Origin of the sequence: Pseudomonas sp. TH49 (assembly GCF_016650625.1) — a bacterium.
Taxonomy (GTDB): domain Bacteria; phylum Pseudomonadota; class Gammaproteobacteria; order Pseudomonadales; family Pseudomonadaceae; genus Aquipseudomonas; species Aquipseudomonas fluorescens_H.
In genome coordinates this window covers 642,413-668,622 of record NZ_JAEKFL010000002.1, presented here as the reverse complement: position 1 = coordinate 668,622, position 26,210 = coordinate 642,413, and the positions used below count along the sequence as shown (strand labels likewise).

The 26,210-nt window shown below is 60.7% G+C and carries 18 protein-coding genes; 5 read left to right on the top strand and 13 right to left on the bottom strand.

Going from position 1 to position 26,210, the window contains the following annotated elements:
* The first annotated feature begins 164 nt into the window (after positions 1-164).
* Positions 165-383, top strand: a complete 219-nt coding sequence (locus JFU48_RS20395; protein ID WP_003225504.1) for a DUF2970 domain-containing protein — start codon at positions 165-167, stop codon at positions 381-383.
* Positions 384-389: 6 nt separating this feature from the next.
* On the opposite strand, the gene JFU48_RS20390 is transcribed toward JFU48_RS20395, so the two are convergent.
* Positions 390-1,463, bottom strand: a complete 1,074-nt coding sequence (locus tag JFU48_RS20390; protein WP_201137454.1) for an ABC transporter substrate-binding protein — start codon at positions 1,461-1,463, stop codon at positions 390-392.
* Between the two features lie 524 nt (positions 1,464-1,987).
* Between JFU48_RS20390 and JFU48_RS20385 the strand changes: the two genes are divergently transcribed.
* Positions 1,988-3,646: a nitrite/sulfite reductase gene (locus JFU48_RS20385; protein WP_201137453.1), complete on the top strand. Its 1,659-nt coding sequence runs from the start codon at positions 1,988-1,990 to the stop codon at positions 3,644-3,646.
* Positions 3,630-4,124 carry a DUF934 domain-containing protein gene (locus tag JFU48_RS20380; RefSeq protein WP_003225515.1) on the top strand — a complete coding sequence of 165 codons (495 nt, stop codon included), beginning with the start codon at positions 3,630-3,632 and terminating at the stop codon, positions 4,122-4,124. Before JFU48_RS20385 ends, JFU48_RS20380 begins: the two co-directional genes overlap by 17 nt.
* A gap of 57 nt (positions 4,125-4,181) precedes the next feature.
* On the opposite strand, the gene JFU48_RS20375 is transcribed toward JFU48_RS20380, so the two are convergent.
* Entirely contained in the window at positions 4,182-9,011 is a 4,830-nt protein-coding gene (locus JFU48_RS20375) for a dermonecrotic toxin domain-containing protein (protein ID WP_201137452.1), read from the bottom strand.
* A gap of 189 nt (positions 9,012-9,200) precedes the next feature.
* Complete coding sequence (sohB, locus tag JFU48_RS20370; RefSeq protein ID WP_003225526.1) at positions 9,201-10,232, bottom strand: protease SohB; 1,032 nt, start codon at positions 10,230-10,232, stop codon at positions 9,201-9,203.
* A gap of 205 nt (positions 10,233-10,437) precedes the next feature.
* On the opposite strand from sohB, the gene JFU48_RS20365 reads away from it, so the two are divergent.
* Both JFU48_RS20365 and JFU48_RS20360 read left to right on the top strand, forming a co-directional pair.
* Complete coding sequence (locus JFU48_RS20365) at positions 10,438-11,148, top strand: histidine phosphatase family protein (protein WP_201137451.1); 711 nt, start codon at positions 10,438-10,440, stop codon at positions 11,146-11,148.
* 64 nt (positions 11,149-11,212) lie between these two features.
* Positions 11,213-11,527 carry an SCP2 sterol-binding domain-containing protein gene (locus JFU48_RS20360; protein WP_008015934.1) on the top strand — a complete coding sequence of 105 codons (315 nt, stop codon included), beginning with the start codon at positions 11,213-11,215 and terminating at the stop codon, positions 11,525-11,527.
* Positions 11,528-11,760: 233 nt separating this feature from the next.
* Here JFU48_RS20360 and JFU48_RS20355 read toward each other — a convergent pair whose 3' ends face one another.
* From JFU48_RS20355 to JFU48_RS20310, 10 genes are all read right to left on the bottom strand, one after another.
* Complete coding sequence (locus JFU48_RS20355; protein ID WP_201137450.1) at positions 11,761-13,335, bottom strand: ABC transporter ATP-binding protein; 1,575 nt, start codon at positions 13,333-13,335, stop codon at positions 11,761-11,763.
* A 1-nt stretch (position 13,336) separates the two neighbouring features.
* Positions 13,337-14,359: an ABC transporter permease gene (locus JFU48_RS20350; RefSeq protein ID WP_103484769.1), complete on the bottom strand. Its 1,023-nt coding sequence runs from the start codon at positions 14,357-14,359 to the stop codon at positions 13,337-13,339.
* On the bottom strand, positions 14,359-15,423 hold the full coding sequence (locus tag JFU48_RS20345) for a microcin C ABC transporter permease YejB (protein WP_103484770.1): 1,065 nt from the start codon (positions 15,421-15,423) through the stop codon (positions 14,359-14,361). The genes JFU48_RS20350 and JFU48_RS20345 overlap by 1 nt, the downstream gene beginning before the upstream one ends.
* On the bottom strand, positions 15,410-17,260 hold the full coding sequence (locus tag JFU48_RS20340; protein ID WP_201137449.1) for an extracellular solute-binding protein: 1,851 nt from the start codon (positions 17,258-17,260) through the stop codon (positions 15,410-15,412). The genes JFU48_RS20345 and JFU48_RS20340 overlap by 14 nt, the downstream gene beginning before the upstream one ends.
* Before the next feature lie 228 nt (positions 17,261-17,488).
* Positions 17,489-20,131 carry a TonB-dependent receptor gene (locus JFU48_RS20335; RefSeq protein WP_201137448.1) on the bottom strand — a complete coding sequence of 881 codons (2,643 nt, stop codon included), beginning with the start codon at positions 20,129-20,131 and terminating at the stop codon, positions 17,489-17,491.
* A gap of 116 nt (positions 20,132-20,247) precedes the next feature.
* Entirely contained in the window at positions 20,248-20,751 is a 504-nt protein-coding gene (locus JFU48_RS20330; protein WP_003225547.1) for an RES family NAD+ phosphorylase, read from the bottom strand.
* A complete protein-coding gene (locus tag JFU48_RS20325) occupies positions 20,748-21,224 on the bottom strand; it encodes an antitoxin Xre/MbcA/ParS toxin-binding domain-containing protein (protein ID WP_201138504.1) in 477 nt (158 codons plus the stop codon). Before JFU48_RS20325 ends, JFU48_RS20330 begins: the two co-directional genes overlap by 4 nt.
* Before the next feature lie 269 nt (positions 21,225-21,493).
* Positions 21,494-24,415: a TonB-dependent receptor gene (locus tag JFU48_RS20320; protein WP_201137447.1), complete on the bottom strand. Its 2,922-nt coding sequence runs from the start codon at positions 24,413-24,415 to the stop codon at positions 21,494-21,496.
* A 90-nt stretch (positions 24,416-24,505) separates the two neighbouring features.
* Positions 24,506-25,453, bottom strand: coding sequence for a FecR domain-containing protein (locus JFU48_RS20315; protein WP_003225552.1), 948 nt, complete (start codon positions 25,451-25,453; stop codon positions 24,506-24,508).
* A complete protein-coding gene (locus JFU48_RS20310) occupies positions 25,450-25,959 on the bottom strand; it encodes a sigma-70 family RNA polymerase sigma factor (protein WP_003225554.1) in 510 nt (169 codons plus the stop codon). Before JFU48_RS20310 ends, JFU48_RS20315 begins: the two co-directional genes overlap by 4 nt.
* Positions 25,960-26,210: the final 251 nt, after the last annotated feature.

The following is a 26,210-nucleotide window of genomic DNA, read 5'->3' as shown; positions in this document are numbered from 1 at the left end:
CTGTCTCTCCTGAAAAGTGAGACGTCAGGACACCATTTCCCCGCAGCCGGTGTGCGGTACATAGTTATCGCATCGACACCCGTTTGTTACCGGACACTTCGCCGACGCAGCACAAACCGGCGCATTGACTATGCTGTCGGAACAGCCTTTGAGACGGGGGATTTATGGACGATCCAGTCGACAACAAGCCACCGAGCTTCTGGCAGATGCTGCACAGCGTCATGGCCGCGGCGTTCGGCGTGCAGAGCGGGAAAAACCGGGCACGTGACTTCACTCATGGCAAACCCAGCCATTTCGTGCTGCTGGGTATCCTGTTTACCGCGATGTTTGCCTTGACGCTGTTTGCCATCGTCAAGCTGGTGCTGCACTTTGCCGGGGTGTGACAGGGTTCAGTGCATCAGGGTCTGCAGGTTGAACGGATAGCGATAGGACGCGGGGCGCCCCTTGGCGGACAGTTTGCGAAAACTCACACCGTAATCCGGCGAGGCGCCCATGGCCAGTATTTGCCGAGCCTGACGCTTGTCGATCAGTTGCAGCAGCGGCAATTGACGGTCACGCCCGCCATGAAGATCCAGATCGACGCCCTGCTCATAGTTATGCAACTCCACCAGCGCCCAGCCACCGAGGGTGAAGTGCCCGCCCACCAGCGCGCTCAAGCGTCCATCGACCACTGCGCGCAACGCCTCGGGCGAGGTATTGACCGCACTGAACAGCACATCCTTGCCCGCCACCTTGCCCACTTCGGCGAACGCGCGCATTGCGCCGAACGCCATTTCGTCATTGGCCGACCACACCAGCGATACGTTCGGATAACGGCCGACCAGTTGTCGTGCCTGTTCGTAGGCGCGCTGCTGTGTCCACTCGCCGTAGACCAGTTGCCGCAGCCGCACCTGGGGATGTTCGGCGAGGGCGCGCTGCATGCCCCGTTCGCGCAATTGCGCCGACGGGGTGATCTTCAGGCCGGAGAATGCCAGCACCTCGATCGACTCACCCCGTGCCACGGGCGGATGCAGGCGAATCAGCTCCTTCATCATCAGGTAGCCGCCCTCCTCGTCATTGGGCACCAGGCTGCCTATGCGGTCAGGCCGCTCCCCGACCAGCGCCTGCTGATCGGCGGTCAGCACCGCGTTGACCATGAACAGCTTGACCCCGCTGCCTTCGGCCAGCCGCAGGATCTGGGGCGCAATGTACTGTTCGTTGACGAACATCAAATAGTCGGGCCGGTTCGGCCCCTGCAGGGCGACTCGCGCCTGAGCCACGGTGAGTTCGGGCTGGCGCTGGGAATAAAGAATCTGCAAGTCGACGCCCAGGTCCCGGGCCGCCGCCTGCATGAATTGCGAATAGCTGACCCAAAACGCTTCCTGAGTGGTACCCGGATTGAGGAACAGCACCGACTCAGCCCGGGCCGCGGGTCCGAAAACCGCACCGAGCAGCAGGAGACTGAGGTGGAAAAACTTCAACATGAATGATTCGGGCCCGGGGAAAAATGGCCGCGCATTATAGCCCCCGAATCAGCGGCTACTGACGCCTGATCCCGTTTTTTGTCCGACAATCGTCGGAAGCAGGCCCGAATCGGTCGTTTACTGATGACTGACCCAGAATACCGCCGTCCCTACTACGAGAATGATCAGGAACAGAATGGCCCACGCATCGACACTGCTATCGCTTTTTTTTGCCTTGGTCGGATTGCTCATTGCATCGCCTCTTGTCGGTTTTATCGGTGATTGCAGAAAGACTCGATCACAGTTAAGACGATGATTGTCCCCGCGACAAATGTGGGTTAATCAACAACCATTCTCGTTAGGCGATTTGGTTCTTTACATATACTCAAACATCACTTTTGCGCATAACTGCAAACGGGTATATTGCCCCGGCTCCGTTAGGGAGTGCGCGGCCGTGCGCGCGTAATTGCAGAGGCACCATCGGACTCCAGCAAGCGAAAACGCAGCGTTTTCCGAGTAGCCCAAAGCCTGAGAACAGGACTTATATGTACGTATACGACGAGTACGATCAGCGGATCATCGAGGACCGCGTCAAGCAGTTCCGTGATCAGACCCGACGCTATCTGGCAGGTGAGCTGAGCGAAGAAGAATTCCGCCCCCTGCGCCTGCAAAATGGCCTGTACATCCAGCGTTTCGCGCCGATGTTGCGCGTGGCAGTGCCTTACGGCCAACTGACCTCGCGTCAGGTGCGCATGATGGCCAAGATTGCCCGTGACTACGACAAGGGCTACGCCCACATCAGTACCCGGCAGAACGTGCAGTTCAACTGGCCGGCGGTGGAAGACATCCCGGACATCCTCGCCGAACTTGCCACCGTGCAGATGCACGCGATCCAGACCAGCGGCAACTGCCTGCGCAACGTCACCACCGACCAGTTCGCCGGTGTCGCTGCAGACGAACTGATCGACCCGCGTCCGTGGTGCGAGATCGTCCGTCAGTGGACCACGTTCCACCCGGAATTCGCCTACCTGCCGCGCAAATTCAAGATCGCCGTCAACGGCTCGACCGCTGACCGTGCGGCCATCGAAGTCCACGACATCGGCCTTGAGCCGGTACACAACGCCGCCGGCGAGCTGGGCTTCCGCGTACTGGTCGGCGGTGGTCTGGGCCGTACCCCGGTGGTCGGCGCATTCATCAACGAGTTCCTGCCGTGGCAGGACCTGTTGAGCTACCTCGACGCCATCCTGCGTGTGTACAACCGCTATGGCCGTCGCGACAACAAATACAAGGCGCGGATCAAGATCCTCGTCAAGGCGCTGACCCCTGAAGTGTTCGCGCAGAAAGTCGATGCCGAGATGGAACATCTGCGCGGTGGTCAGACCACACTGACCGAAGCCGAACTGCATCGCGTTGCCAAGCACTTCGTCGACCCGGACTACAAGGCTCTGGACAATCAGACTGCCCAACTGGCCGAACTCGACAAGGAACACCCAGGCTTCGCCCGCTGGCGCTCGCGCAACACACTGGCGCACAAGAAGCCGGGTTATGTCGCGGTGACCCTGTCGCTGAAACCGACCGGCGTTGCTCCGGGCGACATCACCGACAAGCAACTGGACGCCGTCGCCGATCTGGCCGAGCGCTACAGCTTCGGTCAACTGCGCACGTCCCACGAGCAGAACATCATTCTGGCCGACGTCGAGCAGAGCCAGTTGTTCACCCTCTGGGGCGAGCTGCGTGAAAGCGGTTTCGCCACGCCGAACATCGGTCTGCTGACCGACATCATCTGCTGCCCGGGCGGCGATTTCTGCTCCCTGGCCAACGCCAAGTCGATCCCGATCGCCGAATCGATCCAGCGCCGTTTCGACGACCTGGACTACCTGTTCGACATCGGTGAGCTGGACCTGAACATCTCCGGTTGCATGAACGCCTGCGGTCACCACCACGTCGGCCACATCGGCATCCTCGGGGTGGACAAGAAAGGTGAGGAGTTCTACCAGGTGTCCCTCGGCGGCAGCGCCAGCCGCGACGCGAGCCTGGGCAAGATCCTCGGCCCGTCCTTCGCCCAGGACGACATGCCGGACGTGATCTCGAAGCTGATCGACGTGTACGTTGAACAACGCACCGAAGACGAGCGCTTCATCGACACCTACCAGCGTATTGGCATCGACCTCTTCAAGGAACGCGTCTATGCAGCGAATCATTAAGAACAACGAGGTGGTCGACGAAACCTGGCACTTGCTGCCCAAGGACGCGACCCTCGACGGTATCTCCAACTGCGACGACCTGATCGTGCCGCTGGCCCTGTGGCGTGATCATGCTCACGCGCTCAAGGCCCGCGATGGCGGGCTGGGCGTATGGCTGGATGCCGATGAAGAAGCCGAGGAAATCGGTGCCGACGTCTCGCAGTTCCAGGTGATTGCCCTGAACTTCCCGGCCTTCACCGACGGCCGCAACTACTCCAACGCCCGCCTGCTGCGTGACCGCTACGGTTTCAAAGGTGAACTGCGGGCGATTGGCGATGTGCTGCGCGATCAGCTGTTCTACATGCGCCGTTGCGGTTTCGATGCGTTCGCCCTGCGCGCCGACAAGGACCCGTACGATGCGCTGGAAAGCCTGAAAGACTTCTCGGTGACCTACCAGGCCGCCACTGACGAACCGCTGCCGCTGTTCCGTCGCCGCTGATCGAAAACGCCTTGAGCCGTTGCTCAAGGCGTTCTTCCCCTGCCCTTCGAAGCTCAGTCAGACTGACGCCTCTTCATCAACGTCGCGGCTCCCTGCAACTTCATTGACCGGATTGCGCGCCAGGGCCTCCTCGGTGAGCCGGCGAAGCAACGCCTGACGTTCGTTGCGGAAGTTGTCGTGGATTGCATTCATCTGCACCGCCGCCGCTTCACGGGAAAGCCCTGCCTGCCCCTCCAGTTGCGCCAATGCCTGCGCACTGCGCTCCCTGACGGCAGCGAAGGACGGCGCCTGGGTGGATTCGAGAAACTCGATCCAGAACCGCTGGCCGCTGCACCAGTCGGAGAATGCACGAGTGCGCTCGACGCGCATGACGGCCTGATACACCTCATCCAGATCCGCCGGCGACACTTCGACTTGCAAGGGACGGCTCAGCGCGTGTGGCTGGCCCGGCAGATTCAGGCGCTCGGCCAACCCCACGCGGTAGGCCAGGCTGTACTCCAGCGCCTGTTCGTGCCCCCCCGGTTGGTGGCGACTGTTGATATCGGCCAGGACTCGCTCCTCCAGCTCCTGCAGGCGAAACAACCCCCTGAGCAGATGCGTCAGTTGCCACTCCAGCGGCGCGCCGCCCAGTCCTGCCGCCAGCCTGGCCCGAAAACACAGGACCTGAACCTCCATCTCGCTGAACACCGCCGAATAGCCATCGACACTGATGGCCCCGGCCCGCGCGGTACGAAACAATTCCGTACGCAAGCGCGCATCCTCGGCTGCCGCCTCTACCACATTCCATACCCGCTGGCTGAAGTAGGGGTAAATCTGCGTGTAATCGGCCGTATGAACCAAGTGCGCCAGTACATTGAAAAAATCCCTCGAGCCGGGCGCCGCCCGCACCGCTTCCCAAGTGGTGCGGCGCGGTGCCGCTTCGGCCTCGGGGCTGCCCACCAGCCAGCGCGCGCTCTGGCCATCAAACGCCATGCTCAGTTGCGACAAGCGCTGATAGGTCGGAATCGTCACGCCGAAACTGACGCCGTTCGCCTGCTGATACGTCGCAATCTGTTGCAGCGTTTCCGCCGACAGCGGATTGCCATGCAGCCGGGTGGCGCGACTGAGCGCTGCCGGCCCATCGAACGCCGCCGCTGGTAGCGCGGTGATCTGGTTGTCGCGCAGATCAAGCAGACGCAGCCGCGCCAATCCGGCAATGCCCCGAGGCCATTGCTCAAGGGCGCAGCCACGCAACTTCAGGCTTTCCAGATCAGCCAGCAAGCTGACGTCGGGGGCGTGCGAAAGATGCGGATTCAGGTCCAGGTCAAGTACGCGCAACCGGGTCAGTTGCTCCAGCGCAGACGCTGAAACGGACGACAAATGCAGCTGGTTGTTGCTCAGGTCCAGCTCCGTCAGCCAAGCCATGTTGTTCAGGGCCGGAGGCAGCTGCGTCAGGTCATTTTCCCGCAGCGAGAGGCTGCGCAGATGACTGAAATTCTGCAAAAAAGCGTTGAACCCCAGCGTAGGCGCCACGCCGTCCATCACCAGATGGGTGACGTGGCTGAAATCGCCGACGATCAGCGGCAACTCGCCCAGAGGCTCTGGCGCCAGGCACAAGCTGTCGGGCAATCCGTCACCGGGCCGTCCGCGCTCCTTGCGCCAACTGCGGATGATGGTGCGCATGGCGCGCAGCTTGGCTGACTGTGGCACGAGTTGCCATACGCGATCGGTACCGGCACTCCAGGTTTGCCCGCTCACCCAGCGACTCAGGGTTTCGCGGATCCCTATAAACTCCAGGCGCAGCTTTTCCAGCTTCATCAGAATCGCGATCTCGTCGCTGCCCAGGGTGGCGAGCAGTGCCTGGATCTGCTCGGGAGCGTACGCCGGATAGAGTTCCTGCGCACGCCGCGCCGCGATTGAAATGTTGGCACTTGAGCGAGCACCAGGCCCCGCCGGCGAACGGTCTGCCAGGCCCATCGGCGAAAAATCGCCGGGCCGATCGCCCATGGCCACGGCAAAGGTCATGCGTCGCTGGAGAGCAAGCCGGGTAATATTCTCGCGCAGCACCTCGGCCCCGGCATCCGCCAGCAAGCCCAGTGCGGTTTTGCGCGGCGCCGACAGTCCGTGCCAGAGCGCCTGAAAATAATGTGCACGGGTGCGTCCGGCAAATTCAGTCAGGGGATGCTCGGTGCCATCGAAGACGCTGACCCGGTCTGCCAGCACATTGACCAGCATTCGTTCGCGGGCGTCGACCGGGCCGATCGAGGCGACGTTACCGTAGCTGCCCGACCATTCGAGAATTTCAATCAACGGGGTACCCGACCAGCCTGGCAGGTGCTCAAGGGTGTCGAGCACCAGGCGGTTGGTGTCGTAACCTCCGCCACTGTCCAGATACAGGCCTTCATAGGCGCGACAGACCGCGATAGCCTGCAGATAACGCCGCACCTCCTGTGCCAGACGCAATGGGATGCGGCCGGCATCCAGCTCCTGCGCCTCGCCAATCAATGCATCGCCCACCAGTTCTTCGGCCACGCTGGCCGGCAGATTGGCAAACTTGTCGAGCAGCAATTGCGCTCGGCCATTGCTCGCTGCTTCGCTGCGTCGGTAGACCCGCTGGAACAGTTGCACCCGCAGGCTTTCAGCTTGCTCACTGACAATTTGCAGGAGCTTGCGGCTTTGCTCTCCCGCATCCGTGGTCGTCAGACCAAGCAGAGTCTCACGCTGCCGGGTTTCGAGGGTCGACAACAGCCATGAATACAGTTGGCCCTTGTCCAGTGCCTGTTGGGTGATTCGCAACGAAGTCGTGGCCGTTGGTGCGCCGTAGACATTGCCCCGGATTCCCGCCGAGTCGACGACTTGTATAGCGCTGTCGGCCGGCCAGCCCGCCAATGTCGTGAGCACCTGCAGTTGCAGATCAGGGTCTGCCAATGGCGCGGATGCCGGAGTCTGCAAATGATCGAAAAACTCAGTCACCGCCGCGTCGGCGCGAAACCGCCGGACCGTATCGATGAGCAGCGCCGGAGGATGGCCGTTATCAATGTGAATCTGGCGCAGGACGCTGTCCTCGACACCGCTTACGGCAAGGGCTCGCAACGCGGCGTCGTCCGGGATTCGTTCCCGGGTAAAACCGAAGCGGCGAAACAGCGTCAGGCGATCCCACTCCTGCACCAGTTCGGTGTCATGGCGCCAGGCGCCGCTGCCATTGGTTTCGAGCACCGGCGAATAACGGTTGGCGACCTCGGACGGCGCCAGGACTTCCCACAACTCGGTCTGCGGCTTGGGGCGCACGGCATAATGGTGCGCGTCCAGGGTGAGGAACGCCTGGCCTTCGACCCAGCGCAAACCGCGCTCATCGGGTGGCAAGCCTTGTGGCAGCAGGCGCTGCTGGCGATAGGCGCTGAGGTCAGGCTTCCACAAGCGGGCCTGGCCTGCGGGCAGGCTGATCATGCGCAGCCGTTTGATGAACGCCGATGACCGAACGACTCTGAACGTGGCGCCCGCGGCCCGTGTTCCCGCCGCGAACGCCGCCAGCAGGATCAGGTTCTCGACCACATCGAAAAAGTGATCCGTTGCCTGCTCCTTCTCGCCCCGTGTCCAGCTGGAAATGCCCTCATAGACGGTCCAGAGCAACTGCACCGCGGTAGCTGCCAGCAACACTTCGCCCAGCACGGGGATAAACGATGCGGCCATCAGCAGCAGATCGACGCCGATCGTCTTGTAGGTATCCAGTCGGGCCAGCCGGGTTTTTTCGTCTTCATCGTCGGTGGGAACCACCATCAGCCGGGCATCCGCCAGGGTCTGCTCGGCATGTTGGCGGTACGTCATGCTGAACGGATCACCGACGAAATCGATGCCGGACAACGTGATATAGCCGGAGGCATGTGGCAGCATCGAATTGCTGCGCGGATACAGGCGGGCATCGAGCTCCGTCTCCCAGAGCAAGCGCTCACGGACCTTGATATAGCGGGTGAAGAACTTGCGGAACGCCGTCTTTTTCAGGCGCTCGCTCAACTCCCTCTCGAAATCGCTGAAGGAGGCGTATTCCTTCAGCGGGTGTAATGGATCGCCCGGCAGGTAGACCACGCAACGGTAGTCGTCGTCGGCGTGCTCACTGACCGGCCCGATGAACAGCGCGCCGCCCAGCGTCACCCCGAACATCTGCAGCCCCTGATAACCCAGGGTGTTATGGCCAAGTTTGATTGGACTCTGGTTAGTTGTTACTGCCTGCAACATCTGATGTACATCCGCACTGATGTATTTTTTCATCAGTGCCAAATGTCTTTCCACATCAAATCGATTCCGCCAATTGGCAATGCACTTGTTGCGCAATGGATTAACTTCAGCATCAACATCGAATACAGCCCGAAGATGCGTCTGATACTGCTTGCCCAGATCCAGAGTCCGACACAGTGTTGCAAACTCGTGTGGTTGTAGCGGCAATATCCGAGGTTCGCGCCCGGTTATCTTTTCGGGAATATAAATCAGCGAAGTTTCGTTGTAATTTGTCGCCTGAGTTTCACTTGCTTCAAAGTTTTCACAGGCGGCGCTCAACAGATCACGGTCGATCGGCAATACCAGTTTCCTGCGCAGCCCCAGCAGGCTGGAGGTCGAGCGTACGTGCTGAAAGATCACCCCATTGATATCCAGCGGTTCACCCAACTTGTCAGCCATCGCCTTGGCAAGCAGCGGCGCACAGAAGCTTTGCGGTGACTTCAGGCTACTCAGCGACTTGCCGGTTTCACTCTGGGAGCGATGACTGGCAATCAAGCTTTGATAGAGCTTATGACGCAACTCACCGGGAGCCGCCAACAACCAGTCCGGTGTATTGTTTTTAATTAACTCGAAAAACAGGCCTTTCTGTTCAGGCGTCAAAACAGGAATAGCATCACGAACCGACAAAGAGGACATATTGAACACTCGACAGCTGAAAAGTATCACCAGCTTACCGAGCGCTGCCTTATATAAAAGCGCGAATAGTCGATAAAAACAGCGAGGTTCGAATCAACAATTCGAACTCGAGAAATACATATATACCGCCAAAAAATAAAATAGCCCCGTTCTCGGCAGGACAGAGAACGGGGCTATTGTTTTAGTGCATTACCAGAAACGTTGCTGGGTCAGACGACTCCACCAGTTCAGCAACACACGATCCACCGAACCGCTGGCCGCCATGCCGATGCGTTCCTGCAGGCTTTTTCGTTCGGCGTAGTGCAGGTGGTAGACCTCTGCCTTTTTTGCCCGGTCGGCGAGGTACTCGTCGCTGGTCTTGAGTTCGTCCACCAGCTGTTTGTCCAGCGCCGCGACACCGAGCCAGACCTCACCGGTGGCGACCTCGTCGATGGCCAGTTGCGGGCGGTAGCGGGCGACGAAGTTCTTGAACAGTTGATGAGTAATGTCCAGGTCTTCCTGGAATTTCTCGCGGCCCTTTTCGGTATTTTCGCCAAACACGGTCAGGGTGCGCTTGTATTCACCGGCAGTCAGCACTTCAAAGTCGATGTCGTGCTTTTTCAGCAGGCGATTGACGTTGGGCAACTGCGCGACGACGCCGATCGAACCGAGGATCGCGAACGGTGCGCTGATGATCTTCTCGCCAATGCAGGCCATCATGTAACCGCCGCTGGCCGCGACCTTGTCGATGCACACGGTCAGCGGCACGCCGGCCTCGCGGATACGCGCCAGTTGCGACGACGCCAGGCCGTAGCTGTGAACCATGCCGCCGCCGCTTTCCAGACGCAGTACCACTTCGTCCTTTGGCGTGGCGAGAGTCAGCAGTGCGGTGATTTCGTGACGCAGGCTCTCGGTGGCCGACGCCTTGATGTCACCGTCGAAATCGAGCACGAACACCCGGGATTTGCTCTCGGTTTTGCTCTTCTGCTTCTTCTCGCCTTTCTCAGCCTTGGCCTGGCCCTTGCGCAAGGCCTTGAGCTGATCTTTGTCGAGCAGGGTCTGCTCCAGGCGCTCACGCAGCCCTTTATAGAAATCGTTGAGCTTGCTGACCTGCAGCTGACCCGCCGACTTGCGCCGGCCCTTGCTGCGCAAAGCAGCAAAACTGGCCAGCACCACCAGAATGGCAACGACCAGGGTCACGGTTTTGGCCAGGAAGCTGGCGTATTCGGACAAAAACTCCACAGAGACTCCTTAAAACAATGCGCGGACACGAAACACGCGCGGGATGGCTCCAGCATACCCATGCGCCGGCCCGTCGACCAGCCGTGAAACCTCTGGCAACAGGCCTGTAACGGGCATTTCAAACAAGCGTATGTTTTTTCATTGACAGCACTTCGTCATCCTCATAACCTCGCCACAACCTTCAACGTACCGGGATGACGCGGACGTGGGCAGCATCTATTTGATTCGACATGGCCAGGCCTCCTTTGGTGCAGACGACTATGACGTCCTGTCGCCGATCGGTGTGCGCCAGGCAGAAGTCCTTGGCCAGCACCTCGCCGAGCTGGGAATCCGTTTCGATCGCTGCCTGGCGGGCGACCTGCGTCGTCAGCAACACACGGCCACCAGCGCGCTGGAGCAGTTCACCGCCAAGGGCCTGTCGGTACCGACGCTGGAGACCGACTCCGCGTTCAACGAGTTCGATGCCGACGCGATCATCCGCGCCCTGATCCCCGCCATGCTGGCGGACGAGCCGGAAGCCATCGACATCCTGCGCAACGCGGCGCAAAACCGCGCCGAATTCCAGCGCATCTTCGCCCTGGTCATCGAGCGCTGGCTGGCAGGCACCTACGACACCCCCGGGCTGGAAAGCTGGCTGGGTTTCGTCGAGCGAGTACGGGGCGGACTGCACCGGATCCTCGAACAGGCCGACGGCAACCAGAAAATCGCCGTGTTCACCTCCGGCGGCACCATCACCGCCCTGCTCCACCTGATTACCCAAATGCCTGCCCGGCAGGCCTTTGAACTGAATTGGCAAATCGTCAACACCTCGCTCAACCAGCTGAAGTTCCGCGGTCGCGAGGTGGCTTTGGCTTCCTTCAACAGTCACGCACATCTGCAACTGCTGAAGGCTCCGGAACTCATCACTTTCCGCTGAGTCCGGATAATTGTGACCCTTGCTGTAATCAACCAGCGCCTATTACCCAAGAAAGGATCGAACCATGACCTCCGTAGCTGATGCCGTACAAGCAATGAAAGCCAAGTTCAACCCAGCCGCCGCTGCCGGTCTGGATCTGGTCTTCGGTTTTCGCATCGACGACACCAAAAACTTCTCGCTGATCGTCAAGGACAGCACCTGCGAGCTGCAAGAAGGCGAGAACCCGGACGCTCAGGTCACTCTGGTGATGGACGGCGAAACCCTGGAAGGCATCGTCGATGGTTCGACCGACGGCATGCAAGCGTTCATGGGCGGCAAACTGCGCGCTGAAGGCGACATGATGCTGGCGATGAAACTGTCCGAGCTGTTCCCGTCGTAAGACGTCGTTCGGTTTGAAGAAAATCCCGCCCTGGTGGCGGGATTTTTGCGTCTGGCCCCCAGGTTTCGTCATAAACAGGCCATAGGTGGGAGGGGGCTTGCTCCCGAAGGCGTCGGATCAGCCACAACGTTTGCCGCCTGGCACACCGCTTTCGGGAGCAAGCCCCCTCCCACATGGGTCACGTGGTGCTCCATAAACTGCAGCATGCACTTTCTTCTACGTTGGAACTGTCATCATCCAGCAAATGATGCCGCCAGCAGCTCCTGCGTATAGGGATGTTGCGCCGCACTGAACAGCACATTGGTCTCGCCACGCTCCACCACCTCACCCTCCTTCATCACAATCAGGTCATGGGCCAACGCCCGCACCACCGCCAGGTCATGGCTGATGAACAGATAAGTCAGACCATGCTCTTCCTGCAGTCGCCGCAATAAAGCAACGATCTGTTTTTGCACCGTGCGATCCAGCGCCGAGGTCGGCTCATCGAGCAAGATCAAATCCGGCTTGAGCACCAGCGCCCGGGCGATGGCAATCCGTTGGCGCTGGCCACCGGAAAATTCGTGGGGATAGCGATGACGGGTTGCTGGATCAAGCCCGACTTCACGCAGCACATCGATCACCGCCTGCTCGCGCTCGGCAGCATTCAAATCACTGTGCACCTGCAAGCCTTCGGCAATGATCTGCGCCACGCACAGGCGCGGACTGAGGCTGCCGAACGGATCCTGAAACACCACTTGCAGGCGTTTGCGTAGCGGCCGCAGTTGCTTGCCACTCAACTGCTCCAGCGCCTCACCTGCAAAGCGAATGCTGCCCTCGGCGTCGATCAGCCGCAAAATCGCCTGGCCCAAGGTCGACTTGCCCGACCCCGACTCACCAACAATCCCCAAGGTTTTGCCGCGCTGCAGATTCAAATCGATGCCCTTGACCGCCTGCAGCCAGGTCTTCGGCCGCAGCCCGCCACCACCCAGGCGAAAGCGCACATGCAGATCGCGCACCTGCAACAAATCCTGCGCCACATCCCGGCATAGCGCTTCGCCCCCCGGCTCGGCATTAAGCAACTCGATGCTGTAGGGATGCTGTGGCGCACGGAACAGTTGCTCGCACGGCGCCTGCTCGACGATCCGCCCACTGCGCATTACCGCCACTCGCTGTGCGATGGTGCGCACCAGATTCAGGTCATGGCTGATGATCAGCAGCGCCATGCCGAGCCGCTGCTGCAAGTCTTTGAGCAGCAACAGAATTCTGCGCTGCACCGTCACATCCAGCGCGGTGGTCGGCTCGTCGGCGATCAGCAGTTGCGGCTCGCAGGCCAGCGCCATGGCAATCATCACCCGCTGGCGTTGACCTCCGGAGAGTTGATGCGGATAGGCCTTGAGCCGTTCGCGCGGTTTCTGAATGCCGACCAGTTCCAGCAACTCAAGAATGCGCTCACGGGCTTGCGCGCCCGCCAGGCCTTTGTGCAGCGCCAGGCTCTCACCAAGTTGCCGCTCAATGGTGTGCAGCGGATTCAGCGAACTCATCGGCTCCTGAAAAATCATCGCGATCCGGTTGCCCCGTAACTGCCGCAGATAGCGCTCATGCACACCGAGCAGCTCTTCACCGGCATAACGAATGCTGCCATCGATCCGCGTGATGTTCGGGTCAAGCAATTGCAGGATGCTGTGGGCGGTCACCGATTTGCCGGAGCCAGACTCCCCGACCAGCGCCAGGCATTCGCCCGGACGAATATCGAGGTCGATGCCATGCACCACTGGCTGGCCGTTGAATGCCACACGCAGGTCGCGGATTTCGATCAGGTTATCGTTCATCTCAAGTCCTTGGATCAAATGCATCTCGGCAAGCCTCGCCGATGAACACCAACAGAGAAAGAATCAGCGCCAACGCAAAAAAAGCCGTCAGCCCCAACCACGGCGCTTGCAGATTGCTCTTGCCCTGACCGATCAGTTCTCCCAGTGAAGCACTGCCGGCGGGCATGCCGAAACCGAGAAAATCCAGCGCCGACAAGGTCGCGATCGCTCCGGTAAGAATGAACGGCAGATAGGTCAGGGTCGCACTCATGGCGTTGGGCAAAATGTGACGGCTGATCACCTGCGCATCGCCAACCCCCAGCGCCCGCGCGGCTTTCACGTATTCCAGACCGCGGCTGCGCAGGAACTCGGCGCGCACCACATCGACCAGACTCAGCCAGGAAAACAGCGCCATGATCCCCAACAGCCACCAGAAATTCGGCTCGACGAACCCGGACAGGATGATCAGCAGATACAACACCGGCAGCCCCGACCACACCTCCAGCAACCTTTGCCCGAGCAGATCGACCCAACCGCCGTAATAGCCTTGCAAGGCCCCGGCAGCAATGCCGATCAGCGCACTGGCGGCGGTCAGCGCCAGGGCAAACAGCAGCGACACCCGCGTACCGAAGATCACCCGCGCCAGCACATCCCGCGCCTGATCGTCGGTGCCCAGCCAGTTCTCGCCGCTCGGTGGACTCGGTGCCGGTTCAGTCAGGTCGTAATTCACCGTATCGAAACCGAACGGGATCGGCGCAAACCACATCCGCCCGCCCTGCCCCTCGATCAGTTGCCGCACCTGCGCGCTGCGATAGTCCGGCTGGAACGGCAGTTCGCCGCCGAAATCCTGCTCGGTGTAGCGCTTGAACGCCGGGAAGTACCACTGGCCCTGATACTCGACCATTAACGGTTTGTCATTGGCGATCAGCTCGCCGCCCAGGCTCAGGCCAAACAGCAGCAGAAACAGCCACAGTGACCACCAGCCACGCCGATGGGCCTTGAACCGCGTCCAACGGCGCTGTCCGATGGGAGATAGAGTCAACATCAGGCAGTCCTCGCGGTGAAGTCGATGCGCGGGTCGACCAGCGTGTAGCACAGGTCACCGAGCAGTTTTATCAGCAGGCCGAACAGGGTGAAGATGAACAGCGAACCGAACACCACCGGGTAGTCGCGCGACACGGCCGCCTCGTAGCTGAGACGGCCGAGGCCGTCGAGCGAGAAGATCACTTCGATCAGCAACGAACCGCCGAAAAACACCGTCACCAAAGCCTGCGGCAACCCGGCGACCACCAGCAGCATCGCGTTGCGAAACACGTGACCGTATAAAACCTGACGCTGGCTGAGGCCCTTGGCCCGTGCCGTCACCACGTACAGGCGCGAGATCTCGTTGAGAAAACTGTTCTTGGTGAGAATCGTCAGCGTGGCGAATCCGCCGATCACCAGCGCCGTGACCGGCAGCACCAGATGCCAGAAGTAATCGGCCACTTTGCCCCACGGTGACAGCTCCGCGAAGTTGTCCGAGACCAGCCCGCGCACCGGAAACCAGTCCAGCGCGGTGCCGCCGGCGAACACGATGATCAGCAGCAGTGCGAACAGAAAACCCGGCATCGCGTAGCCGATGATGATCGCCACGCTGCTCCAGACATCGAACGCCGAACCGTTGTGCACGGCCTTGCGGATGCCCAGCGGAATCGACACCAGATAAGTGATCAACGTGGCCCACAAGCCCAGCGACAAGGTCACTGGCAGCTTCTGCCAGATCAGTTCGGTGACGCTGGCACCACGGAAAAAGCTCTGACCAAAATCCAGCTGCGCGTAGCTCTTGAGCATCAGCCACAGGCGCTCACCAGCCGGTTTGTCGAAGCCGTACTGACGCTCGATGTCGGCCACCAGTTTCGGGTCGAGACCCCGGGTGGCGCGGGATTCGCCACCAATGGTTTCGACATGGCCACCGCCCACCGCCGCGCCGACACCAATGCCCTGCAACCGGGCAATCGCCTGTTCCACCGGGCCACCCGGCGCGGCCTGCACGATGACAAAATTGACCAGCAGAATGGCGAGCAAAGTCGGCACGATCAGCAGCAGACGCCGCAAGCTATAACCCCACATGGGCGTACTCCTTTTGCTGTTGCTGCATCTGCGCGGCCGTCAGCGCGGTCGGGCTGATTTCCCACCAGGTGTCGAGTCCGGCGTCGTACAACGGCGCCGTCGCCGGGCGGCCGAAACGGTTCCACCACACCGTGGAAATCCCCGGTGGGTAGTAATTGGGGATCCAGTAATAGCCCCACTGCAACACCCGATCCAAGGCATGGGCATGGCGCAGCAGGCTTTCGCGATTGTCGGCCTGCACCAGACCTTCGAGCAGGGCATCGACGGCCGGATCGCGCAGCACCATGTAGTTGTTCGAGCCGGGATCGTCGGCGCCGTCGGAGCCGAAGTAATTGAACATCTCGCGCCCCGGCGCCTGGCTCACCGGGTAGCCGACGACGATCATGTCGTAGTCGCGATTGCGCACGCGGTTGGTGTATTGCGCGGTGTCGACCTGACGAATATCGAAGCCGATGCCGATCTGCGCCAGGTTGCGCTTGAACGGCAGCAGCAGCCGTTCAAAGCCCTTCTGACCGTTGAGAAAAGTGAACTGCAGCGGCTCGCCATTGGCATTCACCAACTGATCACCACGGGGTTTCCAGCCGGCGGCTTCCAGCAGCTTCAAGGCCTGCAACTGCTCGGCGCGGATGTTGCCGCTGCCGTCGGTTTTCGGCGCTTCGAAGACTTGGGTAAACACCTCGTCGGGGATCTTGCCGCGCCACGGTTCGAGGATTTTCAGCTCCTCGGCATCCGGTAACTCGGTGGCCGACAACGCACTGTGCGAGAAGTAACTGCGCTGGCGCAGGTACATGCTGCGCATCATTTGCCGATTGCTCCATTCGAAATCCCAGAGCATGGCAATCGCCTGACGTACCCGGCGATCCTGAAACAGCGGTTTCTGCAGATTGAACGCGAACCCTTGCGAGCCCTGCGCGGCACCCGGCGCCAGATGTTCGCGAAGCAATCTGCCCTGCTCCAGCGCCGCCCCGGCATAGCCGATGGTGTAACTGGTCGCGGAAAATTCGCGGTTATAGTCGAAGCCGCCAGCCTTGAGCACCTGCCTTGCAACATCGGTATCGGCGAAGAACTCCACGCTCAAGTGATCGAAGTTATAGAGGCCGCGAGTGATCGGCAGATCCTTGGCCCACCAGTCGGCAACACGCTGGAATTTCACACTGCGCCCGGCATCCACGGCGCTGATCCGGTACGGGCCACTGCCCGGCGGGATTTCGAAACCGGCGCCCTCGGCGAAATTGCGCGTACGCCACCAGTGCTCGGGCAACACCGGCAGCGTCGCCAGATCCAGCGGCAAGGTGCGGCTGTCGTTGTTCTTGAAGTTGAAGCGCACTTGCGTCGGCGACTCCACCACGACGTCGGCGACATCACGAAACTGCTGGCGATATTTGAGGCTGCCCTGAGTGATGAACAGCTCGAAGGTGTAACGCACGTCTTCGGCAGTGATTGGCGTGCCGTCGTCGAACCGGGCCTTCGGATTGAGGTAGAAGCGCAGCCAGCGGCGATCTGCAGCCAGTTCCATCTGCTGCGCCACCAGGCCGTAGACGCTGTAGGGTTCGTCCTTGCTGCGATAGGCCAGCGGCGCGTAGAGCCAGCCGTCGATGTCGGCGACGCCGGTGCCTTTGTCGATGTAGGGAATCAGGTGATCGAACGGGCCGCTTTCCAGTGAAGAGCGGCGCAACGTTCCGCCCTTGGGAGCGTTGGGGTTGGCGTAGGCCAGGTGTTGAAAGTCCGGGGCGTATTTGGGGGCTTCGCCATAGACCGAGAGGGCGGGTTGCGGGGCGGCCCAACTGAATGGGCTTAGCAGCGCAAAAGCGCTGAACAGAATGAGCCTGGATAGCATTGGCAGATCCTTTTTGCACGGTGTTGCTACTGGCCTCTTCGCGAGCAAGCCCGCTCCCACAAGGAAGTTGTGCTCACCGCTGTTCCCCTGTGGGAGCGGGCTTGCTCGCGAAGGCGCCAGTACAGTCACCAAACGTCCTGCCTACCTGTGATGTGCAACAGGCCGGCGATTTTTATAGGGCAGGCTTTAGATCAATAAGTGACGAAAACCCGCCGCCTCTGGGCATTTTCAGAACTTGTAATTGACCCGCGTGTACAGCGTCCGGCCGAACGGGTCGCCGTATTTCGGGTCGTAGCCGCTCTGGAAGGTGTAGGTCTGGTTGCTGAACGGTGGCTCACGATCGAACAGGTTCTTCGCGCCGAGCGTTACGCTCAGGGTTTTGCGCCAGGTGTAGGTGCCAGCCAGATCCCAGACGTTGTACGAGCCAACGTAATCGTGGGTCTCGCGGTCGGAGTCGTGGTAGCCGCTGGTGTAGCGGTTGGTCAGGGCGATACCGTAGGGGCCATAGTTCCAGCTGCCGGTCAGGCTGTGGCGCCAGCGGGCCACGGCACCCGCCGAGGAGAAGTCGCCGCCGCGGAAATCGCCGAGCTTGTCGATGTAGTCGCCCTTGAGCTGCTGCTGGTACTCGTACCGACTGACATAAGTGCCCTGCAGGCCGATCCCGAAGTTGCCGTACGGAGTGCTCGGCAAACGGTAGTCGAAGCTGACGTCGACGCCATTGGTCTTGATCTTGCCGAGGTTGGCCAAGCCCGTGACGATGTGATCGATGGAACCGTCAGGCTTGCGAATCAGGCGGTCCGGGTACAGCTCCGGGTTCTCGAACACCGCCGATTCCGGAAACTCCGCGATCTGGTTGGCGATGTTGATCCACCAGAAATCCAGCCCGGTGGTCAGGCGTTCGAACGGCTGATAGACGAAGCCGAGGGTAACGTTGCGTGCGGTTTCCGGACTCAGGTCAGTGTTGCCACCGGTTCTGTTGTAGAACTGCTGGGCGCAGTCACGGTTGGCGATCCCGCCGTTGCTCGGGTTGCCGCCTGCGCACAGCCGAGGGTCGTTGTAGTTGGCGACCGTGAATGTGGTGAAGTTGGGGTTGTACAACTCGTACAGTGACGGCGCGCGGAAACCTTCACTGTAGGCGCCACGCACCACCAGTTCCTTGAACGGCTGGAAGCGGAACGAGTATTTCGGGTTGGTGGTGCTGCCAAAATCGCTGTACTTGTCGTGGCGCACGGCGGCGGACAATTCGAGGCTGTCGAGCACCGGCACGTTGACCTCGGCGTACTGCGCCGAGACGCTGCGATCCCCGGCGACACTGGCATTGGGGTCGACACCCAGGCTCTGCACGTCGGCGGCGAACTGGGCGAAGTCCTGATGGAAATCTTCCTTGCGGTATTCGCCACCCAGCGCCAGCGCTGAAGGGCCGGCACCGAACCAGTCACCGATCTCGCGGCTGACACGCCCGTCAATCGCCTTCACGCGGCCGACCGCCGTGCCGTAATCGCCGTCTACGGAATTGGCTGCCAGCAGCGCCTGCCCGGCAGCCGTCTGCGCACCGAACGGGTTGATGATGCCATTGGCAATGCCGGCGCTGACGGCGCGGTCGTTGACATAGCCGGCCTCGATGCTATTGACCACTTTGTTCTGGTTGTACGACGCACCGACGTTGTAGTCCCAACCGACCACGCTGCCGTCAAAGCTCAGCAGCAAACGCTGCCCGGTGTTGTCGTCTTCATGCTGACGGGCGCCGACAGCACTTTCGCGCCAATTCACATCGACCGGCTGCGTCGGGTCGAGAGCGAAGCTGTTCGGGGCTGGGGTAATGCCGTTACCGGGATAAAACGCCGTGCCGGGATTGACCTGGTTACCCATCAACGTGCCGGGACCGATCTGCGTGCGGTTTTCGTTGCGCGCCCAAAAGTATTCGAGGCTGACGTTGTGGTCGTCCGAAAGCTTGCCGGTTGCTTTGGCGAAGGCCGAGGTCTTCTCGGTTTCCGGCACCAGGTCGAGGTAGTTCCACAGACTCTGGCGGCAGATGCCATTGCGCGCCAGCAGGCCCGGGGCGTTGCATCCGGAACTGGCCAGCGGGTTGGTGGCGTTGCTGCCCTGGCTCCAGTTCGCCGGTGATGCAGTGCCGGAGGTGTAGTCGAGGCCGCGTCCAGGCTGATAGTTGTAGGTGTAGCCACGATCCTCGGCAGCCAGGCGTTGCTGCTTGTCATAACTGACCACGCCGAACACGTTGAAACGGTCATCCTGCAAATCGCCAAAACCCCAACTGCCGCTGAAATTACGACTTTCACCACCGCCGGCATGGGTCGGCGTGTCGTAGTTGGTGCTGAGCTGCCCTTCGGTGAGGCTGGTCTTGGTGATGAAGTTGATCACCCCGCCGATCGCATCGGTGCCGTACAGCGCCGAGGCGCCATCACGCAGCACCTCGACACGATCGATGGCGGCGAACGGGATGGTATTCAGGTCAACCCCGGAACCATTGATCGCATTGGTCGCGTTGTTGCTCAGCCGCCGACCATTGAGCAGCACCAGGGTCTTGTTCGGGCCGATGCCGCGCAAATCCGCATACGACGCACCGCCGCTGCTCGAACCCACCGAACGCCCCGAGCCGACTGAAGACTGGTTTGCGGAAATCCGGTTCACCAGTTCTTCGGTGGTGGTCACGCCCTGCTCGCGCAGTTCTTCAACTCGCAGAATGGTGACCGGCACCGCTGTTTCAGCATCGACCCGGCGAATCGCCGTGCCGGTGACCTCGACTCGTTGCAGCTGGGTTGTCGGCTCGTCAGCGGCGACGGCCGGCAAGGTGTTGATTGCCAGCAGCAAGGCCAGGCTCAAACGAGATCGAACGGGTAAAAAATGGATCATGAACAGCCATCCCTGCGTTTTGGTTTATGCAGGGATGTGCAATGGACAGCAGCGTTTTATAGAGCCCGATTTAGACCGTTGGGTGATGAGGTTATGCAAAAAACGGCAGGCGTGGATCAAGCCAGTTCCCTCTCCTTCAGCAACCGGGTATCCAGCCCAAACCGCTCTTGGGAAACCATCTTGAACTGCCCCTCTGCCAATTCGCAGCTCACCAGCAGATTCCAGGAGTGCCGGGTCGCCGCCGAGGGGATCAGCACAAACGGATGCTCAGCGAGTAACGCATCGGCAAACAGTTGTTGATTGGGTGAAGGCTTTGCGGGGCTCAACCAGTAAGGATTCGGCACCTCCTCCGGCTGGACGATTTTCACTTTTGCTTCGCTGATGACCTCAAAGCACGTGAGTACATAACGTTCGCTGTCGAGCGCATCAAAACTGCGATTGGCTGCCACTTCCAGAATTGCCGAGGACGGATCGACTGATGCATAAACGACTCGCCGCCCGGGTATGTTCCATCGGCCACCATTGAGATTCGAACCCATCCCGCTGTCCCACGTCCCTCCGTAAATCTCGGGGTCCAGCCGCCAGGCATACCAATGCTCGTCCCAGGGCAAGGGATTCATGGGTAAACCCCGTATATCAGCTGCCCCAGATACTGCTCCACCATCTGAAACCCCAGTGAGTGACGGATAAACTCGATGGGTACGCGACCGCTCAGGTAGGTGCTGGGTTTGCGCAGCCACTCTTCGGCCCGTGACTGCCTCCCGAAGGCGTGAATGGCCTTTTCCAGCACCAAGGCATATTGATAGGCGACGACGCTCTGCTGGGGATCAAGCCGTACCGGTTTACCTTCCTTCAGTAATCGCCGTACGGTTCTGACCGACTTGCCGGTGATACGTTTGACCATATCGCCTTGCAGATACAGTTCAGAGGTTGAAAGCATGTTGACGACATCGTTCAGCTCAAAACCTTCGTCGGTAAGTTGAACGATCAGAAAGGCGTCGTCACCTATGTTCTGGCCATGCACGAGCAAGTCGACAGGTTTGCCCTCGGCCCTCTTCACACCCGTCAGCCGGGGTATCCTGACGCTGGGCATCGCGACATCCTCCACGGGGCATCTGGCACGATCGTCACGCCATTGAAGGCGATGGGAATAAGCAGGCGTTTCGTATTCGAGGTGATGAGTTCGCATGATCCATCCGTTATCAGAGGCCTGAGCGTCCAGGCCATGTACGACTTCAATGTCATGTCCGATGCTATAGATCGCGCTTCCGACGACCAACCTGAGAATGTCGTCGGAAATATCCCCACTTATGCGAAAACCCCACCTGTTTCCGTAGGACGTTACGGACGAATAACGCGTGCTCAACTGCCGAAGTGATAACTCACATCCAGCCACCACTGCCGCCCGTACGGGTCATAGTTACCGGTCGGGTAATACGGCCAGCCGGCCGAGTCATCGTGCTTGATCTGGTTGAGCACGTTGTTCACGGTCAGGCCGACACTGGCGCGGTCATTGAGCTTGTAGCGCGCACTGGCATTGAACACCGTCCATGGCGACAGACGCCCGTCGCCCGCGCCGTTGGTCACCGAGCCATAGCGAATGCCCATCAGCGTCGCCGTGGCTTTCTGGTAATCCCAGGTCAGACTGGCGTTGACCTTGCTGCGCCAGTCGTAGTTGGTTCGCGAAGTGCGCCAGTCCTGAGTCGGCGCCTCGTCGGACTCCTTGTAGAAATGCGACAGCACCAGGGTGTAGCCCAGCGCCGAGCTGAATGCGCCGTACTGGCCGGCCCCCCAACGAATGTTGCTCTTGAAGTCCAGGCCGCTGACCCGCTCGCTGGCGGCATTGATCGCATTGACTCGCACCCGTTGCAACTGGTTGGGATCGATAGCGGCATTGCCCGGGTTGCGGTCGATGCGCGCCAGGGTCGACTGGCAGTTGGCCGAGTTGATGTCCTGGGTGCCGTTGCGGCATTCGTTCTCTTGTTGCAGCAGGCGGTTTTCGTCGACGGTGGTCAGCAGGTCGTCGATCTCTACACGCCAGAAATCGGTGGAGAAATCGAAATTGCGCGACGGTGACCAGACAAAACCATAGGTCCAGGATTTACCGCGTTCGGACTCAAGGTCCGGGGTACCGCTCTGGGTGTAGTCGACCCGCCCGCGATCACACGCACCCTGCACACCCTGGCTGCAACCGTAGTAGTCGATCTGCGCCGGGTAGTAACCGTTGCTGTCGGACTGGTAGATGTAGTTCAGGTCCGGTGCGCGGAAACTGGTGCCATAGCTGCCGCGCAGCAACAGGCTGGTGGCCGGACGCCATTCAAGCCCAAGGTTATAGGTCTTCTGCTGCTCGCTGCGGCCACTGAATTTGTACTGGTCCCAACGCCCAGCAGCGGTGGCCAGCACGGTGTCGGTCAGCGGAATGCTGAACTCGCCACCGGCCGCATAGCGCTTGCGCGAACCGCCGGAGCTTTGTGCCGGGCTCACGCCATAGAAAGTGCCGTCATTCAGACCGTCGTCCGGGTCGACGCGATATTCCTGCTTGCCCGCCTCCAGCACACCGGCAAATCCGACCGGGCCGGCCGGCAAGTCAAACAGATCGCCGTTGACCGAGGCGTTGTAGCTGGTGGAAACCGACTTGCTGTTCTGGGTCAGGTTGCTGCGAAACTGATCCCATTCCTGTGGCGTCAGTGGGCGATCGAGACGCGAGGCATCGGGAGCGAACACCGGGTAACCGTTACGTGTGCCCAATTGCGGGCCGAGGTAGAAATCCTGAATCGATGACAGCGGTGTGTAGCGCGTGGTTCTGACGCTGCGGTATTCCGAGCGGTTGGCGGCCAGATCGTAGTTCCAGCCGGTGTCGGCGATCTTGTCCGAGAGGCCGAGGGTGCCGGTCCACGACGTGTCGGTCCATTTGCTGTTGTTGCTGGTACGGCCACCGATTTCCTCTTCTCCGTAACGGCGATACCAGCGCTCAAGATTGCCGCTGTTCTGGTTGATGAAATCCGGTGAGGTGAAGGTCGGGCCCCGGGTGTTGTTCTGGATGTGATCGAGGCCATACATCAGGTCGGCAAACACCTGGCCGCTATCGCTGAAGTGCCACGTGCCTCGGGTGTAGCCGTCGTAGTTTTCCTTTTGCGTCTGAATGGTCCAGTAATCGTTGTACATCTGATCGGTGCGGCAGCGCCCGCCGTTGTTCAACAGCTTGTTGTCGAAGGTGCCTTGATAGGCACCGCAACCGGGGCCAAGGTAGCGGTTGTTGCTCAGGTCGCGACGGTAACCGACGTCCGCCATCGGGCCACTCTGCATGAAGCCTCGGTCGTCGGCCCAGATCGGATCGCGGTTGGTCAGCTCCAGGCCGAACAAGCCGTCGAAGTCGCCCCAACTGCCGCCGCCGCTGATTTGCAGGCGCTGATTGTCGCCACCGCCACGCTCGCTGGTGCCGCCCTTGAGGTTGACGTCAATGCCATTGATCTGCTTCTTGAGGATGATGTTGACCACCCCGGCAATCGCGTCCGAACCGTAGATCGCCGAGGCGCCGCTGCTGAGGATTTCGATGCGTTCGATGACCGCCGAGGGAATGTTCGCCAGGTTGGTGAAGTTGACCTTGCCGTCGTAAGGGGTCGGGTAATCGGCGACGCGTCGGCCGTTGATCAGCACCAGTGTGTGATTGGGGCCAAGGCCGCGCAGGTTGATCGCACTGGCCGCCGGCTGCCAGGTGTTGCCATAGTCTTCGCCCTGGGTCATGCCGGTGTTTTGCGTCTGGGTCGCCAGGGCGTCGTAGACGTTCTTGTAGCCGCGCGCTTCCATCTCTTCGTGAGTGATGACGTTGACCGGGGTCGCACCATCGCTTTGCGCGCGAGCGATCCGCGAGCCGGTGACAGTGACTTTTTCCATGCGGTAATCGGCGCTGGTCGCTGGGGCCACGGCGCTGACTTTGGCCGCCACCGGCGTGTTCGCCTCGCCTTCGCGCACACTCAGGCCCTGGGCGCTCTGCTCGACTTGCAGGCCGCTGCCAAGCAACGCCTTCTCGACTGCCTGACGTCCGCCCAGCGCACCGCGCACCGCACTGCTGCGCTTGCCTTGCACCAGATTCTGGCTGAACGAGATCGGGACGCCGGTCTGACGCGAGATGTCCAGCAGGACCTCATCGAGCGGGCCGCTGGCGATGTCGAAGGTGTACACCTGGGCGGCAGAATCCTGCGCATGAACCACTGTCGGTCCGAACCCCATCGCCAGTGCGGCGGCGAGGGTCAGGCGCGGTAATTGTTGTTTGAATGAAATCATCAAGGGCTTCCCTGTTGAAGGCGTCTGCAGGGAATGAGCAGCGGGCCGGCGCTTTTTATAGGCCGGCGATTAGGCCAAGAAGTTATGACGCTATAACCGTGCACCGATGCTGACCCAGTACGGGTTGTGCCAGGTGACGCGGATCGGCAGCGAGCGCTCCAGCAGTTGCAGGGTGCGGTCGCTATCGTCCAGCGGATAGAGACCGCTCAGGCGCAGATCGGCCACTTCGGGGCTCAGGTGCAGGATGCCGCGTCGGTATGGGCGCAGGCCGTCGATCACTTCGCTCAACGGTCGGTCGCGCACTTCCAGGCGACCTTGTACCCAGGCGCTTTCCTGCCCTGTACTGCGCTCCAGAGCCAGAATGTCCTGTGCGTTGAACCGCAGACTCTCCCCCGCCTCCACCACCTGCCGCGCACCGCCGGCGGTAACCACTTCGACCTGCGAGTGCAGCATCACCAGGCGGGTGAAATCATCGTTTTGTTGCACGAGGAATTTCGTCCCCAGCGCACGCATCCGACCGTGCTCGGTCTCGACCACGAATGGCCGCGCAGGATCCTTGGCGACATCCACCAACAACTCGCCCGTACGCAATGCCAACAAGCGCTGAACCGCATCGAATTGCGTCACTACGCGCGTCCGCGCATTCAGGCTCAGCGCACTGCCATCCTCCAGAGTGAAATCGCGCCGTTCGCCGGTGCCGGTCGCCAGTTCACCGGCTTCCGGCAGCCAGCCGTAGCGACGCCCGAGCAACCCGGCCAGCACCGCGATGCCGAGCACACTCAAGCTGCCGCTGAGAAAGCGCCGTCGACTCGACGGTGCGTTCAGGCTGTGCAGCAGGCTGTTACGCGGCAGCCCGCGCAAGGTCGGATTACGCAGCAGGTTCAGGCCGCCGCCCATTTGCTCGATGATCCGCTGGTGCCTTGGGTCGGCCGCGCGCCACGCTTCGAACGCGGCACGCTCGCCTGCGCTGGCCTCGCCGGACTGCAACAGTGCCATCCACTGCGCCGCCTCGTCGATCACCGCTTCGTCCGGCCTCATGCCTGCATCGCCTGATAGCAACGCTTGAAGGCCTCGACCATGTACTGCTGCACCCGGCTGGTGGAAACCCCCAGCCGTTCGCCGATTTCGCTGTAGGTCAAACCGTCGAGCTGATGGTAGAGAAACGCGGCTTTGGCCTTGGCCGACAAACCGTTGAGCAGGCGATCGACCGCCAGCAGCGCCTCGATCACCAGCGCCCGCTCCTCCGGCGATGGATGCACCGGTTCCGGCGCCAGTGCCAGGCTTTCCAGATAGGCGCGTTCCAGGTCCTGGCGGCGCCAGCCTTCATAGACCAGCCGCCGGGCGATGGTGGTCAGCAGCGCCCGCGGCTCGCGAATGGCGGTCGGGTCCGGCAGGGCCAACACCCGTAGAAAGGTTTCCGATGCGATGTCTTGTGCACTGTGCGGGCAACCCAGCGTGCGGCCAACGGCAGCGCACAGCCAGCGATAGTCCTTTTGGAACATTTGCCCAATCATCCGGTAATGCGGGTTTTGAACATCACCCATGTCTTGCTCCCTGAAACGGGTCCCACCCGCTGCGAAAAACCATCGTTCTGCCGGGATCGTCCGGCTCCAGATCAGGGGGCGACTGTGCAATAGCGCTGCTTACATTTGAAGTAATTAAAAATCAGGATAAGCAAACTATTGAGAATAAGACGCGCCGTCGCCGCAGAAATATTGACTGACACAACGTTGATCCCGGTCAGTTGCCCGCCCTGAAGCACTCTCTAATCTGCGCGCTCCATCGAACGCCAAGG

What these genes read in the sequence shown, in the direction of transcription:
- JFU48_RS20395 (WP_003225504.1), top strand. Translation starts at nt 165, where the DNA reads ATGGACGATCCAGTCGACAACAAGCCACCGAGCTTCTGGCAGATGCTG.
- JFU48_RS20390 (WP_201137454.1), bottom strand. Translation starts at nt 1,463, where the DNA reads ATGTTGAAGTTTTTCCACCTCAGTCTCCTGCTGCTCGGTGCGGTTTTC.
- JFU48_RS20385 (WP_201137453.1), top strand. Translation starts at nt 1,988, where the DNA reads ATGTACGTATACGACGAGTACGATCAGCGGATCATCGAGGACCGCGTC.
- JFU48_RS20380 (WP_003225515.1), top strand. Translation starts at nt 3,630, where the DNA reads ATGCAGCGAATCATTAAGAACAACGAGGTGGTCGACGAAACCTGGCAC.
- JFU48_RS20375 (WP_201137452.1), bottom strand. Translation starts at nt 9,011, where the DNA reads ATGTCCTCTTTGTCGGTTCGTGATGCTATTCCTGTTTTGACGCCTGAA.
- JFU48_RS20360 (WP_008015934.1), top strand. Translation starts at nt 11,213, where the DNA reads ATGACCTCCGTAGCTGATGCCGTACAAGCAATGAAAGCCAAGTTCAAC.
- JFU48_RS20355 (WP_201137450.1), bottom strand. Translation starts at nt 13,335, where the DNA reads ATGAACGATAACCTGATCGAAATCCGCGACCTGCGTGTGGCATTCAAC.
- JFU48_RS20350 (WP_103484769.1), bottom strand. Translation starts at nt 14,359, where the DNA reads ATGTTGACTCTATCTCCCATCGGACAGCGCCGTTGGACGCGGTTCAAG.
- JFU48_RS20345 (WP_103484770.1), bottom strand. Translation starts at nt 15,423, where the DNA reads ATGTGGGGTTATAGCTTGCGGCGTCTGCTGCTGATCGTGCCGACTTTG.
- JFU48_RS20340 (WP_201137449.1), bottom strand. Translation starts at nt 17,260, where the DNA reads ATGCTATCCAGGCTCATTCTGTTCAGCGCTTTTGCGCTGCTAAGCCCA.
- JFU48_RS20335 (WP_201137448.1), bottom strand. Translation starts at nt 20,131, where the DNA reads ATGATCCATTTTTTACCCGTTCGATCTCGTTTGAGCCTGGCCTTGCTG.
- JFU48_RS20330 (WP_003225547.1), bottom strand. Translation starts at nt 20,751, where the DNA reads ATGAATCCCTTGCCCTGGGACGAGCATTGGTATGCCTGGCGGCTGGAC.
- JFU48_RS20325 (WP_201138504.1), bottom strand. Translation starts at nt 21,224, where the DNA reads ATGCCCAGCGTCAGGATACCCCGGCTGACGGGTGTGAAGAGGGCCGAG.
- JFU48_RS20320 (WP_201137447.1), bottom strand. Translation starts at nt 24,415, where the DNA reads ATGATTTCATTCAAACAACAATTACCGCGCCTGACCCTCGCCGCCGCA.
- JFU48_RS20315 (WP_003225552.1), bottom strand. Translation starts at nt 25,453, where the DNA reads ATGAGGCCGGACGAAGCGGTGATCGACGAGGCGGCGCAGTGGATGGCA.
- JFU48_RS20310 (WP_003225554.1), bottom strand. Translation starts at nt 25,959, where the DNA reads ATGGGTGATGTTCAAAACCCGCATTACCGGATGATTGGGCAAATGTTC.